Raw genomic sequence first — 15,096 nt, 5'->3', positions numbered from 1 at the left:
TCAGCTCAGGGCCGCGCGCTGCTTGAGCGGCTCCCACCAGGCGCGGTTGTCGCGGTACCACTGCACGACGTCGGCCAGGCCCTGCTCGAACGGCACGAGCGGCTCGTAGCCGAGCTCGGCCTGGATCTTCGAGATGTCGACCGAGTAGCGCAGGTCGTGGCCGAGACGGTCGGCGACGCGGTCGACGTACGACCAGTCCTTGCCGGTCGCGTCGAGCAGCAGCTGCGTGAGCTCCTTGTTGGTCAGCTCGGTGCCGCCGCCGATGTTGTAGATCTCGCCGGCGCGGCCACGGGTCAGGACCATCGCGATGCCACGGGTGTGGTCGTCGACGTGCAGCCAGTCGCGGATGTTGTTGCCCTCGCCGTACAGCGGCACGTGCACGTCGTCGATGAGGTTGGTGACGAAGAGCGGGATGACCTTCTCGGGGAAGTGGTACGGCCCGTAGTTGTTCGAGCAGCGCGTGATCGAGAGGTTCAGCCCGTGCGTGCGGTGGTAGCTGCGAGCGAGCAGGTCGCTGCCGGCCTTCGACGCCGAGTACGGCGAGTTCGGCTCGAGCGGGCGCTCCTCGTCCCACGAGCCCTCGCTGATGGAGCCGTAGACCTCGTCGGTGGAGACGTGCACGAAGCGCTCGGTGCCGTGGCGGAGCGCGGCGTCGAGCAGGCGCTGGGTGCCCACGACGTTGGTCTCGACGAAGATGCCGGAGTCACGGACCGAGCGGTCGACGTGGGACTCGGCGGCGAAGTGCACGATGGCGTCGACGGTCGGGACGACCTCGTCGAGCTTCGCGGCGTCGCGGATGTCGCCGTGCACGAAGGTGTAGCGGGGGGAGTCGGCGACCGGGGCGAGGTTCGCTTCGTTGCCGGAGTAGGTCAGTGCGTCGTAGACGACGACCTCGGCGCCCTCGAGGCCGGGGTACGCGTCCTCCAGCGTGCGGCGGACGAAGTTCGAGCCGATGAAGCCGGCTCCTCCGGTGACGAGGATCTTCACGAGTTCTCTTTCCTGACGGTCGGTTCGTGGGTCGGCGGCGATTCTAGCGGGCCGCTGGTGGGGTGGGCGGGGTCGGCGGCATCGGCGGGCTCGGCGGCGGTGGCGGGTGCTCCCGGCTCGGCGACGGTGCGCCACACCAGGACGACGGTCGCGACGGCGGCGGCCGTGAACACGATGGCGACCAGCAGGATCGCGAACGGCCCGGCGACCGCGCCGCCGGCCATCGCGGAGATCCCGCCGGGCGTGATGCGGAACTGCGTGTTCTCCCACCCGCCGCGGTAGGTCAGGCCGATGCCGTACGTGCCGATCGCGAGCGAACCGACGACCGCCAGCCGGGCCAGGCGTCGGCGGAGCTCCGGACGGACGACGAGGGCGTGCCACGCGACGGCCTGTGCGAGCACGAGCGCGACGACCGCGACGAACAGGAACCGGCCCTGCAGCCCGTTGCCCTGGTGCGTGCCGAGGTAGTTCCGCCAGTTGTAGGCGAGGGTGGCGACGAGGACGACCGTCGGCCAGACGAGCAGGATCGTGGTCACCCGGCGGCCCGGAGCCCGGCGGGCGTACGACCACCCGATGACGGCCAGTCCGACGACCGCGAGCGTGTCGATGACCATCGCCGGCAACGGCCACTGGTTCGCACCGAGTGCGCCGAAGAACGAGGCGGTCAGGCCGTCCCACTGGCGCCCGGCGAACGCCCCGGGGTTCGCACCGCCCGCCGGGTACGGCTGCACGGTCGTGACGGCGCGCAGGGCGTCGGGCAGGAGCGTCCCGCTCACGAGCAGCGTCCGCACCCACCACCAGCCGGACACGGCGACGGCAGCGAGGACGACCACGCCGGCGTGCAGAGCACGACGACCCCACGTCCGGCCCGGTGCCAGGGCGGACACGAGGACGACGAACGGGATCGCCAGGAGCCCCAGCGCGTTCAGGGCCGCCAGTCCGGTGACGGCGACGGCGAGCCCGGCGGTGGTCCACCACGAACGGTCGCCGGTCAGCACGCGTGCGCTCAGCCAGACGAGCACGGCGCCGAGCAGGACGACCGGTGCCCACACCGTGACGCCGGAGGTGACCTGCGCCAGCTGCGGGACGGCGAAGAGCAGGACCGGGGCGACGAGTGCCGTGCGGGGCGAGCGGGTCACCCGACGGACCGTCGCCCAGACCAGGACCGGCAGCGCGGTGACGAGCAGCACGTCGAACACGCGGAGCACGAGCACCGAGGTCGCCCAGTCGTGCGAGCCGAACCGGATGACGCGCAGGATCCCGGCGGCCACCAACCAGTACGTCGGCGGGTTCTGGGACATCGGGTCGATCGCCGGGGAGTCCCCGGGCACCGCCGCCAGCAGCGCGTCGACCGTGGGGCGGTCGACGGCTGGGACCGGGTGCTCGACGATCTGGCGCACGGCGGCGAGGTAGTGCATCTCGCCGCCGTGCGGCCAGCCGAGTCCGAGCGCGAGGCGGAACGCGGCGTCGACGTGTGCGGGCTCGTCGGGTGCCCCGAAGGCCGGGGTGACGAGGGCGAAGGTCAGCAGGAAGGCGAGCCAGGCCAGCGTCACGGTGCCGAGCAGGACCCACTCGTGCCGGCCGACGAGCGGTCGCGGGGCGCTCACGCGAGCACCTCCGGACGGCGCATGAACCGGACGAGCAGCACGGCGGTGACGGTCAGTGCGACCGCGGCGACGGCGACGAGGGTGAAGTTCGTGCCGGCGGGCACCATGCCGTAGCGGTCGAACCGGCCGACCGCGAACTCGTCGACCCAGAAGGCGGCGTCGCGCCCGAAGGCCCGCAGCGCGTAGACGACGCCGTACAGCGCGATGGCCATCGCCGCGATCGACATCCCGACGGCGAGCCGGGTGGTGCCGGCTGCCGTCACGGTGACCCGGCGCCAGGCGAGGGCGCTGAGGGCGATGAGGGCGATGAGCGTGGGGTAGTAGTAGCGCCCCTGGGTGCCCGCGACGATGGTGCTCCGGACGTACCCGCCCCACCCGCTCTGCAGGTGCAGGGCGATGAGGATGACGGGGAACGACGCCAGCACGATCGCCGGGCGGAGCGACGGGCCGCGGCGGAACCCCCAGACGACAATGCCGACGATCGACGCGATGGTCAGCCCGTCGATCAGGACCTGGGCGAGCTGGAACTGGGTGAGACCGCCGACGCTGCCCCAGAAGGTGCGCGTGACGCCGTTCCAGTAGTCGCGGAGGAACACCTCGGGGCTGGCGGCGGTGCCGGCCGGGAACGGCATCGGCGGACGTGCGCCGGCCATGCCGTCCGGCTGGATGTCGCGGTACACGAGGATGTTGCGCAGCCACCACCAGCCACCGACGACGGCGGCGAGCCCCAGGGTCCACAGCGTCCGGAGCGCGTTCCGCCAGACGGTCGCCCGGGTGCAGCCAGCGGCCATCACGGCGATGCCCACGAACGGGATCGCGGGCAGCGCGGTGCCCTTGACGAGCAGCATCGCGCCGAGCAGCAGCCCGATCCAGATGGTCGTGCGCACCCGCAGGTCGCCGGTGAGCAGTCGCACCACGAAGTACACGAGCGCCCCGGCCAGCGGCAGCATGAGCGCGTCGTTCGTGACCGAGGTGCCGATCGAGGCGACCTCGGGCAGGGCGAAGACCGCGGCACCGCCGACCAGTGCGGCCCGTGGCGACCGCGTCAGCCGACGCACGGTGGCCCACGCCAGGAACGGCAGAGGCAGGACGAGCAGGGCGTCGAACAGTCGCAGCACCATGACGGCGAGGTCCCAGCGCAGGTCCTCGAAGTGCACCAGCTGCAGGACCCCGGCGGCCAGGGCGTAGTACGTGGCGGGATGCTGCGACATCTGGTCGATGCTCGTCGGGTGCACGCCCGGGAACTCGCGGAGCAGCTCGCCCCACGTCTGGTTCACGTCGGTCGACTGCCGCATGTTGCTGATCTGGGTGTCGTGCACCGCGTTGAGGTAGTGCATCGCGCCGGGCGCCGGCCAGCCGTCACCGATCGCCAGGTGCAGCACGGCGTCGACGTGGGTCGGCTCGTCCGGGGCCTTGTACGTCGTGGTGACGACGGCCCAGACCGCGAGGACGGCGGCGAAGGCCACCGTCAACGCGATCACGAGGATGCGCTCGCGCCGCCCGACCGCGGGTCGGACGTCGGAGCGCGACACGGCCGGGGCCGTGTCAGTCGCCATACCGCTGCAGTTTCTGCAGGTCGAGCTGCTCCTCGGCCAGCGTGCGGTTGAGGCGGGTGAGGTCGGCCACGACGCCGATGACTATGGAGAGGAGCGCCGTGATGAGCAGGACGACACCGAGGATGATCGACTGCAGGTGGTTGCCGCCGGTCTGCATCGCCAGGAGCACCAGGTAGCGGATGAGCGGCCAGAGCCCGAGCGCACCGAGCACCGCGGCGACCCAGAGGAACAGGGCCATCGGCCGGTACATCAGGTAGACGCGGGCGATCGCCGAGCCGGACTCGAACATGTGCTGGAAGATGTTGTTGAAGAGCCGCGACTCGCGGGTCTTCGGGTTCGTCGTGATCGGCACCGACGCGATCGCCAGGCGCTTGTAGCCGGCCTGCACGATGGTCTCCATGCAGTAGCTGAAGCGCGTCACGATGTTCAGGCGGATGAGCGAGTACTTCGAGTACGCGCGGAACCCGCTGGCCGCGTCGGGCAGGTCGAGCCCGGCAGCGCGGCTGGCGACCCACGAGCCGAAGCGCTGCATGATCTTCTTGAAGCCGGAGAAGTGCTCGATGGTGCGCGTCTGCCGGTCGCCGATGACGATCTCGGCTTCCTTCCGGAGGATCGGCTGCACGAGCTCGGCGATCTGTGCCTGCGGGTACTGGTTGTCCCCGTCGGTGTTCACGACGATGTCCGCACCGTGCAGCAGCGCGTAGTCGACGCCGTCACGGAACGAACGGGCGAGACCCATGTTCGTGGTGTGGTGGACGAAGTGCTTGACGCCGTGCTCCTTGGCGACCTCGACGGTGCGGTCGGTGCTGCCGTCGTTGATCACCAGGATCTCGATCTCGTCGATGCCGTCGATCTCCCGCGGGATGGAGTCGATGACGCTGGCGAGGGTGTTCTCCTCGTTGAGGCAGGGGATCTGGACGAATAGCTTCACGGGCTCGCTTGGTCTCGTTTCGGGAGTCGCAGCGCGCGGGGCGCGGGGCACAGAACCAGGACAGCCTATGCGAACTCACGGCTTGCTAGGCTTCCCCGGTGCAGATCCGCGAACTGAAGATCCCTGGCGCGTGGGAGTTCACGCCCGTCCAGCACGGCGACGCACGAGGAGCATTCCTCGAGGCGTACCGCGCCGACGTGCTCGAGGAGACCGTCGGTCACCCGCTCGACCTCCGCCAGGTGAACATGTCGATCTCCGCGGCCGGTGTCGCCCGCGGGATCCACTACGCCCTCGTGGCACCGAGCCAGGCCAAGTACGTCACCGCCGTGCGCGGGGCGTTCATCGACTACATCGTCGACATCCGCGTCGGGTCCCCGACGTTCGGCCAGTGGGACTCCGTCCGGATCGACGACGTCGACCGCAAGGCCGTCTACCTGTCCGAGGGGCTCGGCCACGCGATCGTCGCGCTCGAGGACCAGTCGACCGTGAACTACCTGGTCAGCGCGCACTACGACCCCGAGCGCGAGAAGGGGATCACGATCCTCGACCCGACGGTCGGGCTCGACCTGCCCGAGGGCCTCGGCGAGCTCGTGCTGTCCGAGAAGGACACCAGCGCCCCCACCCTCGAGGAAGCCGCGGCACAGGGCCTGCTGCCGACGTACGAGGAGTGCGTCGCGTACACCGAGTCGCTCCGGACGAAGAAGTAAGGGACGGGACACCGATGAAGGGCATCATCCTCGCCGGCGGTTCCGGCACGCGCCTCTGGCCGATCACCAAGGGCATCAGCAAGCAGCTCATGCCGATCTACGACAAGCCGATGGTCTACTACCCCCTGTCGACCCTGATGATGGCGGGCATCCGACAGGTGTTGGTCATCACGACGCCGGAGTACAACGACCAGTTCCGGGCCCTGCTCGGCGACGGCTCGTCGTTCGGCATGGAGATCGAGTACGCCGTGCAGCCGTCCCCGGACGGTCTGGCGCAGGCCTTCGTCATCGGCGAGGAGTTCATCGGCGACGACAGCGTCGCCCTCGTCCTCGGCGACAACATCTTCCACGGCACCGGCCTCGGCACGAACCTCCGGAAGAACACCGACGTCCAGGGCGCGACGATCTTCGCGTACCACGTGGCCGACCCGAAGGCGTACGGCGTCGTGGAGTTCGACGACGACTTCACCGCCGTCTCCATCGAGGAGAAGCCGGCCGAACCGAAGTCGAACTACGCCGTCCCCGGCCTGTACTTCTACGACAACAAGGTCATCGAGATCGCCAAGACGATCGAGCCGAGCGCCCGCGGCGAGCTCGAGATCTCCACGGTCAACGAGCGCTACCTCGAGGCCGGCGAGCTCGGCGTCCAGGTCCTCGACCGCGGCACCGCGTGGCTCGACACCGGCACGTTCGAGTCGATGATGCAGGCGTCGGAGTACGTGAAGGTCATCGAGGACCGTCAGGGCTTCAAGATCGGCTGCATCGAGGAGATCGCCTGGCGGAACGGCTGGATCGACGACGCGCAGCTCGCCGAGCTCGCCGCGCCGCTGGTCAAGGGCGGCTACGGCGTCTACCTGCAGCGACTCCTCGGCGTCTAGCTCCGCACGTGACCCCCGCCCCCGGTTGGTCCGGTCGACGCCGCCGTCCGGATGCGACGGCCTCCGGCCACTCCGGCCAGGAGGCCCGTCCCGCGTCCGTGACGGCGGCGTCCGTCGTTCCCGTGACCGGGTTCCCGGACCCGCTGCCGCGGCTGGACCACGACGTGACGGTGCTCGTCACGACCCGTTCGGACCGGCACGCCGAGGTCGCCCGGCTCGTGTCGGTCGCCCGTGATGCCTTCGGCCGCGGGGTCGACGTCCGCGCCGTGAGCTACGTCGCGGATGCCTCGCCGGTCGACCCGTTCGGCCGTCGCCTGCCGTGGGTCCGACCGGAACCCGTCGACGGCCTCGGCTCGGCGATCAACGCCGGGGTCACAGCCGGTGCGGGCCGGACGCTCGTGGTGGTCGACACCTCGGTGTCGGTCGACGTGCCGGCACTGCACGCGCTGGCGGCCGCGGGCTCGGTCGCGCAGGCCCGGGTCCGGTTGCCGGACGGCACCTTCCGCTCCGGCGCTCGGCTGCTGCGTCCCGGTGCCCTGCCGTGGTCGGACGACCGCGCCGACACGGTGACCGACGTCGACACGGTCTTCGCGGCGGACCAGCCGGTGCTCTCGGTGCCGGGGGCGGCGCTGGTGCCGGCACCGTGCCTCCCGGACGAACGCATGACCCTGACGGCCTGGAGCCGCGCGGTCGCCGATGCCCACGGCGGACCGGTGCGCGTCGTCGGCGAGGCGACCCGCTCGGTCGAGGCCGGCCGCACCGTCGACGCCGCGACCGTCGACGCGTTCACCGCCTGGCGCGACCGCGCGTCCGAGGGCGCCGGTGTCGTCGCCGGACCGCCGCTGCCGCCCTGGGGTGCCCGGCCGGTGTCGCCGGCCGCGCGCGTGACCGGTGGCGACGCCGAACACCTCACCTGGTCGCTCAAGATCGCTGCGCCCGCCGGGCCGGAGGGTGACGGCTGGGGCGACGTGCACTTCGCCGCCGAGCTCGCCGGGGCACTCGAGCGGCTCGGGCAGCGGGTCCGGATCGACCGACGCGACGCCCACGTGCGGGACGACGATGCCTCGGACGACGTCACCCTGGTGATCCGGGGCCTCGACCGGGTGCCGCCGAACCCGGCGTCGGTGAACCTGCTCTGGGTGATCAGCCACCCCGACGACGTCGCCGACACCGAACTGCGGTCGTTCGACGCGGCGTTCGCGGCCGGGCCGGTATGGGCAGCCGCGGCCGCTGCGCGTGCGGGCGTGCCGGTCCGGACCCTGTTGCAGGGGACCGAGCCGGCGGTGTTCCACCCGGGCGCGCGCACGGCGACGAGCCCCGATGCCGACCACGTGGTGTTCGTCGGCTCGACCCGCGGCGCCGCGCGGCCCATCGTGTCCGACGCGGTTGCGCTCGGTGCCGATCTGCGCGTGCACGGTCCGGGCTGGGGAGAGGTCGTCCCCGCGGAGTCGCTCGGCGAACCGTCGCTGACCCGGGCCGAGGTCGCGGCGGCCTACGCCTCGGCGCGTGTGGTGCTCAACGACCACTGGCCCGACATGGCCGCCGGAGGCTTCGTGTCGAACCGGGTGTTCGACGTGCTGGCGTCCGGGGGAGTCGTCGTGACCGACCCGGTGGCCGGGCTGTCCGACGTGCTGGACGTCCCGACGCTCGCGGTCGCGGGCTCTCGTGACGAGCTGGCCGACCTGCTCGAACGGGCGCACGCGTGGCCGTCGGCTGCCGAGCGGGCCGCCGTGGCCGAGCGCATCGCCGCCGAGCACTCCTTCGACGCCCGCGCCGCGGTGCTGCTGGTGGCGGCCCGCGCGTCGCGCGCGCGCCTGCACCCCTGACCCGCCGACGCCGTCGCCACCCGCTGCCCGCGTCCCCGCCGCGCGACGCTCCGCACAACCAAAGTGTGTTCGAGCCGCGCAATCCCGCGGTTCGCGTGCACTTCGGTTGTGCGGAACGCGATCGAACCGGGGCCTCCGAACCCGCGACCGATGTGCGCGCCCCGCTGCGGTCGTTGCGCCCCGAGGAGTCGGGGCGCGATGCCCGCGCGGGGGCGCACCGCGGAGGAACCGCCGCGGCGGACGCGTGCGCGTGCCGGCGCACAACCAAAGTGTGTTCGAGCCGCGCAATCCCGCGGTTCGCGTGCACTTCGGTTGTGCGGAACGCGATCGAACCGGGGCCTCCGAACCCGCGACCGATGTGCGCGCCCCGCTGCGGTCGTTGCGCCCCGAGGAGTCGGGGCGCGATGCCCGCGCGGGGGCGCGACGGCAGACCCCGCGCGCAACGACCCCGACCGAGCGGGAACTACTTGCGCGTGACCCAGCGGGCGCGGAGCGACAGGCCCGCGTGCAGCACGACGCGCAGGGGCCAGAGCCACCACGCCCGGTACTTCCGCGACAGGAACCGGTAGGCGCTCCGGTGGTGCTCGATCTCCATGCGGCGCCGGTTGGACGACGTCGAGTGGGCTCCGGTGTGGGTGACGACCGCCGAGGGGACGTACACGTTCGCTCGGCCCGACCGACCGACGCGCTGCCCGAGGTCGACGTCCTCGAAGTACATGAAGTACGACTCGTCGAACCCGTCGAGCTCGCGGAAGAGCGACGTCCGGATGAGGAAGCACGCACCGGAGAGCCAGCCGGCCTCGCGCTCGACGACCTTCGTGGTGGACCAGTACCGCTGGCTCCACGGGTTCGCCGGCCAGAACCGCGAGAACGCCGCGTGCCCGAGGCCGGTCCGGAGCGAGGGGAGCTGCCGGGCGGACGGGTAGGTCTCGCCCTGGTCGTCGAGGATCCGGGGGCCGAACGACCCACCCGACGGCAACCGGTCGGCGGCGGCCACGAGTTCGTCGATCGAGCCCTCGCCGAGCACGACGTCGGGGTTCGTCACGAGCAGGAACTCCGGGCGGACGTCCGGCAGCACGTCGTCGAGGGCGCTCAGGGCCGCGTCGATCCCACCGCCGTAGCCGCGGTTGCCACCGGAGGACACCACGACGGCGCCGTAGGACTCACCGATCGCCCGGAGTGCGTCGATGTCGGCCGAACCGTTGTCCGCGATGACGACGGCGACCGGGTCCTTCGAGGCACCGGCGACGCTCGCCAGGAACGGCCGGATGGTCTCGCCGGTGTTGTAGGTGACCGTCAGCACCGCGACCCGGATCACCGCGCACCCCCGGCGACGGACTCGTAGGCCTCGACGTGCACGGCGGCGGTGGCGTCCCAGGTGAACGCGGAGGCCCGCGTCAGCGCCGCCGCACGGTGCGAGGCCACGAGCGCGGGATCGTCCAGCAGTGCCGTCATCGCGGACGCCAGCGCGGTCGCGTCGGGCTCGCTGTAGACGGCCGCGTCACCGCCGACCTCGGGCAGCGACAGCCGCCGGGTGGTCAGGACGCACGCGCCGGAGGCCATTGCCTCGACCACGGGCAGCCCGAAGCCCTCGCCGAGGGACGGGTAGACGACGAACTCGGCACCGCCGAGGAACCCGGCGAGGTCCTCGAGCGGCAGGTAGCCGGCCTCGATGACGTGGTCGGTGGGCTGCAGGGCGTCGAGCCGCGCGATGGCTGACTCGTCCCAGCCGCGGGCCCCGGACAGCACGAGCCACGGGGTCTCCGAGCCCGGGTGACCGTCCGACCCGGCAGCCGCACGCGCGGCGCGCACCGAGGCGTACGCATCGAGCAGCGCCGTGACGTTCTTCCGCGGCTCGATGGTGCCGAGGAACGCGATCCACGGGGCACCCTCGGGCAGGGTGGCGGCGATCCGGGCGTCCTCGACCGCGGCGACGTCGGGCTCGTGGAACACCGTGCGGTCGACGCCGAGCGGTGCGACCCGGACGTCGGCGCGGATGCCCCGCACGACCCGGGCGGCCTCGGTCGCGGTCGCGGCGCTCGGCACGATGACGACGGGGCGGGTGCGCAGGGACCGGCGGCTCCACCAGGTGAAGAAGGTGCGCTTCAGGCGCGAGTGCCACTCGGGGTTGGAGAAGAACGTGGCGTCGTGCAGCGTGACGACGGACCCGCCGCGCCAGCCGAACGGGAACGTGTAGTGCGGGGAGTGCAGCACCTGCGCCCCGATCCGACGGCCGAGCGCCGGCAGCCCGGTCTGCTCCCACAGGAACCGCAGCGGCACCGAGTCGGTCCAGCCCGGCGCGGTGTGCACGGTCGCGTGCGGCGCGACGGCGGCGAAGTGCGGAGCGTGCACGGGGCGGACGACCAGGTGGACGTCGAGCGACGGGTCGGTCAGGTGCGACACGACCCCCTCGACGTAGCGTCCGACGCCGCCGAGCGCCTGCGGTACCGCGGTCCCGTCGACGAGGACGGTGAGCTGCGGCACGCGTGGTTCCTTCCGGGCGGGGACGTCGGGGCCGGGGCCGTCGACGGGGGAGTATCCAGGATAGCCCGCTGCACTCATGCGCCCGGGTCCACGCTGCGGCGCGGGACGGACGCGCGCCGGGTCTCGCGCAGCCGGCGCGCGAGGTGGACCGGCAGGGTCCCCGCGACGTCCGCGAACGCCGTCAGGACGAGCCGCGCCTCCCGGCGGGTGCGACCGGAGGCCAGCCCACGCAGACCGCGCACCAGGGTGCGGACGCTCGCCCGCACGACGGTCGGCCACGGAGCGTGCCAGAGCGCGACGACGATGCGGTTGCGCGCGTTCCGGAAGACGAACAGGTCGCTCTGCACGCCGGACGACGCCGAGTGGTCGTGCTCGACGACCGCGTCGGCCGCGTGCTCGACGCGCCAGCCGCGGCGGCGCAGCCGCCAGGCGAGCTCGGTGTCCTCGTAGTACATGAACAGGGACTCGTCGAGCAGGCCGACGTCGTCCAGCGCCGTTCGGCGGAGCGCGGACGCGCCGCCGGAGAACCCGAAGACGTCGACGTCGGCGACCCGGTCGACGGGCGCGAACCAGTCGCGGTCCATCCCGTTGCCGTCGCGGTCGACACGGACGCCGGTCGAGTTGAGCCGGACCTCGCCGTCCGCCGACGGCGTCCAGCGACGGCCGTCGTGGTCGCGCAGCACGCGCTGGCCGGGGGCGGGCTCCACCCCGGCCGGGAGGCCCGTCCAGCGTCCGGCGAGCACGATGCGGCCCGTCACCGCGGCGACCTCGGGCCCGGCGTGCGCCAGGTGGTCGCGGAGCGCCGCGACGAAGCCCGGTGCGGGCACGGCGTCGTTGTTCAGGAGCACGACGACGTCGGCGTCCGTGTGCCGGATGCCGGTGTTGGCACCGGCCGCGAAGCCGCCGTTGTCGTCGCGTGCGATGACGGTGGCGTCCGGCAGGGCACCGCGGAGCACCGCGACGGAGTCGTCGGACGACCCGTTGTCGACGACGATGACGTCGTCGGCCGTGCCCTCGTCGAGCACGGCGCGGACGGCCGCCGTGGTCAGGTCGGCGCGGTTCCAGTTGACGACGACGACCGCGGTGCGGAGCGTGCCGTCGGCCCGGGGCGCGGAGTCACCACGGGGCATGCCGTCGGCGCTGCTCCCGGTGTCGCCGTCGTCCGGGGTCAGTCGAGCTCCTCGATCGAGGGTTCGGCGTAGACCGTGCCCACGGCGTGCTCGAACCCGGGGACCTCGAACGAGTCGCACTCCGGCATGTCGTGCAGGTGGCGTCCGGCCGAGTCCATCATCGACACGTTGATGAAGTACTTGCCGGTGCCGAACGCGGTGTCGGCGATCCGCAGGCGGAGCTTCCGGCGACCGTGCAGCGGCTGCAGTTCGAGGCCCATGATGCCGGTGGTGGTGCCGTAGACGACCTGACCACCGGCGTTGTTGATCTGGACCGCGGCCTCCCAGTCGGCGATGCCGTCCAGGTGCTCGAACTCCATGTCCACGACGAGGTCGTCGCCGGGCATGACGTCCGCGCGGGGCTCCTTGCCGTCGACGTGCACGCTCGCGCCGATGACCTTGCCCCGGCCGACGGCGACGTCGGTGCTGAGCTCGCCCTGACGGCGTTCCTCGAGCACCTCGCGGAACATGCTCACGGCCTGGACGGGGTCACCGTCGTGCAGCACCTTGCCCTTGTTGAGCAGGACGACGCGGTCGCACATCTCCTGCACCTGGCTGAGGGAGTGCGTGACGATGATGATCGTCTTGCCGGCCTCCTGGAAGGTGCGGATGCGGTCGAGGCACTTGCGCTGGAAGGCCTCGTCACCGACGGCCAGGACCTCGTCGACGAGCAGGACGTCGGGGTCGGTGTGCACGGCGACGGCGAACGCGAGCCGCACGTACATGCCCGATGAGTAGAACTTCACCTGGGTGTCGATGAAGTCCCCGATGCCCGAGAACGCCAGGATGTCGTCGAACTTCTCGTCGGTCTGCTTGCGGCTCAGGCCGAGCAGGCTCGCGTTGAGGTAGACGTTCTCGCGGCCGGACAGGTCGGGGTGGAACCCGGCGCCGAGCTCGAGCAGCGCGGCGAGGCGACCGCGGCGGGACACCGTGCCGGAGGTCGGCTGGATGATGCCGCCGATCGCCTTGAGCAGGGTCGACTTGCCGGAGCCGTTCTGGCCGATGAGCCCGACGGTCGAGCCGGCCTGGATCGACACCGTGACGTCGTCGAGTGCCCAGAAGTCCTGGCGGTGCTTCCGCCCGGCGCGGCCGAGCGTGACGATGCGCTCGCGCAGGGTGTTGTCCTTGCGGACGGTGAAGCGCTTGCGGACGTGGTCGATGACGATGACGTCGGGACGCTCGGCGGTCTCGCCGGCGGTCGTCGGGGCGACGGGGGTGCTGATGGCCATGGTTTAGAGCTCCTGCGCGAAGTTGCCCTGCAGGCGGGAGAAGATCCGCTGCGCACCGATGAGGCAGAGGATGCCGATCACGAACGCGATCCCCAGCCGCAGCATCAGGTGGTCCGGGTACGTGACGTCGGCCGGGTCGTGCAGCCAGATCGCGTTCTGCAGGCCGAGCACCGACAGGGTCAGCGGGTTGTTCGTGTAGAGGGTGAGGAGCCAGTCGGCGTTCACGGTCGCGACCACGCGCGAGTACGAGTAGACGATCGGTGAGGCCCAGAGCAGGACCATCAGGCCGACGTCGATGACGAACTGCACGTCGCGCAGGTACACGTTGAGCGCGGACAGCACCAGGCCGATGGCGGCGCCGTAGACCAGGATCACCGCGAGCGAGGGGATCAGGTAGACCAGGCCCTCGTGCCACGGGAAGACGCCGATGACGACCGTCGCGGCCAGCAGGATCGCGAACTGGATGGTGAAGTTCACCAGGGCCGCGCCCACGCTGGCGAGCGGGAAGACCTCGCGCGGGACGTAGACCTTCTTGATCAGCCCGGAGTTGCCGACGATCGACCCGGTCGACCCGGCGACGATCTCGCTGAAGAGCGTGTAGGCGGTCAGGCCGGTGAAGACGTAGATCGCGAAGTTGTCGATGCCGTTGGCGGCGCCGAGGACCTTGCCGATGACGAAGTAGTAGATGAGCAGCTGGGTCAGCGGGCGCACGAGCGTCCACACGAACCCGAGTGCCGAGTCCTTGTAGCGGGCCTTCAGGTCACGTCGGACGAGCATGCCGAGCATCTCGCGCTGCCGGAAGACGTCGCGCAGCTCACGGAAGGTCCCGCGGAAGGCGCTCGTCGGAGCGCCGATCACGACGAGGGGTTCCTTCGCGAGCGCGGTCATGCGGGCTTGGTCGACCATACGTCTCTTCGTTCGTGGGGGCAGGACCGGAACAGCATACTCACCGGGCCCGCGGGACGGGGTTGGGCGACGGTCGTCGTGCACCCCGAGTGGGGGTGATTCCGGCCGATCCAACCCTCAACCTTCACTTTCGAGTTACCGTTGTTGCAACCCGGACCCTTGTCAACATCCACAGGACGGCCCGTCAGCATGCTCCTCGCATCCAGGCCGATCGCTGCGTTCGCGGTGGTCGGTGCACTCAGTCTCCTCTTGGCCGGTTGTTCCGGTGGTGGCGACGACGCCACCCCGTCGCCGTCCGCGTCCGTCTCGCGCACCCCGAGTGCGACCCCGACGGACGACGACTCGGCGACCTCGGCCCCCACCGACGCGGCCTCGACGCCGACCGACGGTGGGTCCGACGACGGTGACGGCGACGATGCCAGCGCCTCCGACGACGACACCCCCGGTGCGTTCCCGGGCAGCGGCGCGACGAACCAGCCGGACACCGACCCGTCGGAGTACCCGGCCACGTCCGTCGTCACGTTCGCCGGCTGGGACGCCGGCTCGAAGACCCTCCAGGCCGGCGGCCTGGTCTCCGGTACGACCGACACGAGCGGGAAGTGCACCTTCACCGCGACGAAGGACGGCGTCACGCGCACCGCCACGAGCACCGCACAGGCGAGTGCCTCGTCGGTGAACTGCGCGCAGGTGTCGTTCCCCGCGGCGAAGGTGTCGAGCGGCACCTGGTCCGTCACCCTGACCTACGCCGTCGGCTCCGCGTCGACGACGTCCGACCCCCTGACCGCCGAGGTCCCGTGATGCGCACCCCCCGCACCC

The 15,096-nt window shown here is 71.6% G+C and carries 13 protein-coding genes; 4 read left to right on the top strand and 9 right to left on the bottom strand.

Features of this window, described 5'->3' with window-relative positions; genetic code table 11:
* Genes rfbB through DEJ01_RS13750 form a run of 4 tightly spaced genes read right to left on the bottom strand, consistent with a single transcriptional unit; the run spans nt 1 to nt 5,081 of the window.
* Nucleotides 1-987, bottom strand: coding sequence for a dTDP-glucose 4,6-dehydratase (gene rfbB, locus DEJ01_RS13765; RefSeq protein WP_071406432.1), 987 nt, complete (start codon nt 985-987; stop codon nt 1-3).
* Entirely contained in the window at nt 984-2,594 is a 1,611-nt protein-coding gene (locus DEJ01_RS13760; RefSeq protein WP_111093336.1) for a glycosyltransferase family 39 protein, read from the bottom strand. Before DEJ01_RS13760 ends, rfbB begins: the two co-directional genes overlap by 4 nt.
* Nucleotides 2,591-4,150 carry a glycosyltransferase family 39 protein gene (locus DEJ01_RS13755; protein WP_111093335.1) on the bottom strand — a complete coding sequence of 520 codons (1,560 nt, stop codon included), beginning with the start codon at nt 4,148-4,150 and terminating at the stop codon, nt 2,591-2,593. Before DEJ01_RS13755 ends, DEJ01_RS13760 begins: the two co-directional genes overlap by 4 nt.
* Nucleotides 4,140-5,081 carry a glycosyltransferase family 2 protein gene (locus tag DEJ01_RS13750; protein WP_111029469.1) on the bottom strand — a complete coding sequence of 314 codons (942 nt, stop codon included), beginning with the start codon at nt 5,079-5,081 and terminating at the stop codon, nt 4,140-4,142. Before DEJ01_RS13750 ends, DEJ01_RS13755 begins: the two co-directional genes overlap by 11 nt.
* Nucleotides 5,082-5,179: 98 nt before the next feature.
* Between DEJ01_RS13750 and DEJ01_RS13745 the strand changes: the two genes are divergently transcribed.
* The 3 genes from DEJ01_RS13745 to DEJ01_RS13735 all read left to right on the top strand — a co-directional run bounded on the left by DEJ01_RS13745 (nt 5,180) and on the right by DEJ01_RS13735 (nt 8,492).
* Complete coding sequence (locus DEJ01_RS13745; RefSeq protein WP_017888782.1) at nt 5,180-5,788, top strand: dTDP-4-dehydrorhamnose 3,5-epimerase family protein; 609 nt, start codon at nt 5,180-5,182, stop codon at nt 5,786-5,788.
* A 14-nt stretch (nt 5,789-5,802) separates the two neighbouring features.
* Nucleotides 5,803-6,666: a glucose-1-phosphate thymidylyltransferase RfbA gene (gene rfbA / locus DEJ01_RS13740; protein ID WP_111046860.1), complete on the top strand. Its 864-nt coding sequence runs from the start codon at nt 5,803-5,805 to the stop codon at nt 6,664-6,666.
* 122 nt (nt 6,667-6,788) lie between these two features.
* The gene (locus DEJ01_RS13735; RefSeq protein ID WP_146247628.1) at nt 6,789-8,492 is read left to right on the top strand and encodes a glycosyltransferase; all 1,704 of its coding nucleotides are present in this window, start codon (nt 6,789-6,791) and stop codon (nt 8,490-8,492) included.
* A gap of 463 nt (nt 8,493-8,955) precedes the next feature.
* Here DEJ01_RS13735 and DEJ01_RS13730 read toward each other — a convergent pair whose 3' ends face one another.
* The 5 genes from DEJ01_RS13730 to DEJ01_RS13710 all read right to left on the bottom strand — a co-directional run bounded on the left by DEJ01_RS13730 (nt 8,956) and on the right by DEJ01_RS13710 (nt 14,280).
* The gene (locus DEJ01_RS13730; RefSeq protein WP_071406439.1) at nt 8,956-9,810 is read right to left on the bottom strand and encodes a glycosyltransferase family 2 protein; all 855 of its coding nucleotides are present in this window, start codon (nt 9,808-9,810) and stop codon (nt 8,956-8,958) included.
* Entirely contained in the window at nt 9,807-10,976 is a 1,170-nt protein-coding gene (locus DEJ01_RS13725; protein ID WP_220038696.1) for a glycosyltransferase family 1 protein, read from the bottom strand. The genes DEJ01_RS13730 and DEJ01_RS13725 overlap by 4 nt, the downstream gene beginning before the upstream one ends.
* A gap of 74 nt (nt 10,977-11,050) precedes the next feature.
* Entirely contained in the window at nt 11,051-12,106 is a 1,056-nt protein-coding gene (locus tag DEJ01_RS13720; protein WP_111093332.1) for a glycosyltransferase family 2 protein, read from the bottom strand.
* A 38-nt stretch (nt 12,107-12,144) separates the two neighbouring features.
* Nucleotides 12,145-13,374, bottom strand: coding sequence for an ABC transporter ATP-binding protein (locus DEJ01_RS13715; protein WP_111093331.1), 1,230 nt, complete (start codon nt 13,372-13,374; stop codon nt 12,145-12,147).
* 3 nt (nt 13,375-13,377) lie between these two features.
* Complete coding sequence (locus DEJ01_RS13710; RefSeq protein ID WP_111093330.1) at nt 13,378-14,280, bottom strand: ABC transporter permease; 903 nt, start codon at nt 14,278-14,280, stop codon at nt 13,378-13,380.
* Nucleotides 14,281-14,469: 189 nt separating this feature from the next.
* Here DEJ01_RS13710 and DEJ01_RS13705 point away from each other — a divergent pair, with 189 nt between their 5' ends.
* On the top strand, nt 14,470-15,078 hold the full coding sequence (locus DEJ01_RS13705) for a hypothetical protein (protein ID WP_111093329.1): 609 nt from the start codon (nt 14,470-14,472) through the stop codon (nt 15,076-15,078).
* Nucleotides 15,079-15,096: the final 18 nt, after the last annotated feature.

The sequence above is a fragment of the Curtobacterium sp. MCLR17_040 genome, from assembly GCF_003234735.1.
Taxonomy (GTDB): Bacteria; Actinomycetota; Actinomycetes; order Actinomycetales; family Microbacteriaceae; genus Curtobacterium; species Curtobacterium flaccumfaciens.
This window is presented reverse-complemented; position numbering and strand designations above follow the sequence as displayed.

Coding starts and splice junctions, on each gene's coding strand:
- DEJ01_RS13720 (WP_111093332.1), bottom strand. CDS start 12,106: ATGCCCCGTGGTGACTCCGCGCCCCGGGCCGACGGCACGCTCCGCACC.
- rfbA (WP_111046860.1), top strand. CDS start 5,803: ATGAAGGGCATCATCCTCGCCGGCGGTTCCGGCACGCGCCTCTGGCCG.
- DEJ01_RS13755 (WP_111093335.1), bottom strand. CDS start 4,150: ATGGCGACTGACACGGCCCCGGCCGTGTCGCGCTCCGACGTCCGACCC.
- DEJ01_RS13705 (WP_111093329.1), top strand. CDS start 14,470: ATGCTCCTCGCATCCAGGCCGATCGCTGCGTTCGCGGTGGTCGGTGCA.
- DEJ01_RS13710 (WP_111093330.1), bottom strand. CDS start 14,280: ATGGTCGACCAAGCCCGCATGACCGCGCTCGCGAAGGAACCCCTCGTC.
- DEJ01_RS13715 (WP_111093331.1), bottom strand. CDS start 13,374: ATGGCCATCAGCACCCCCGTCGCCCCGACGACCGCCGGCGAGACCGCC.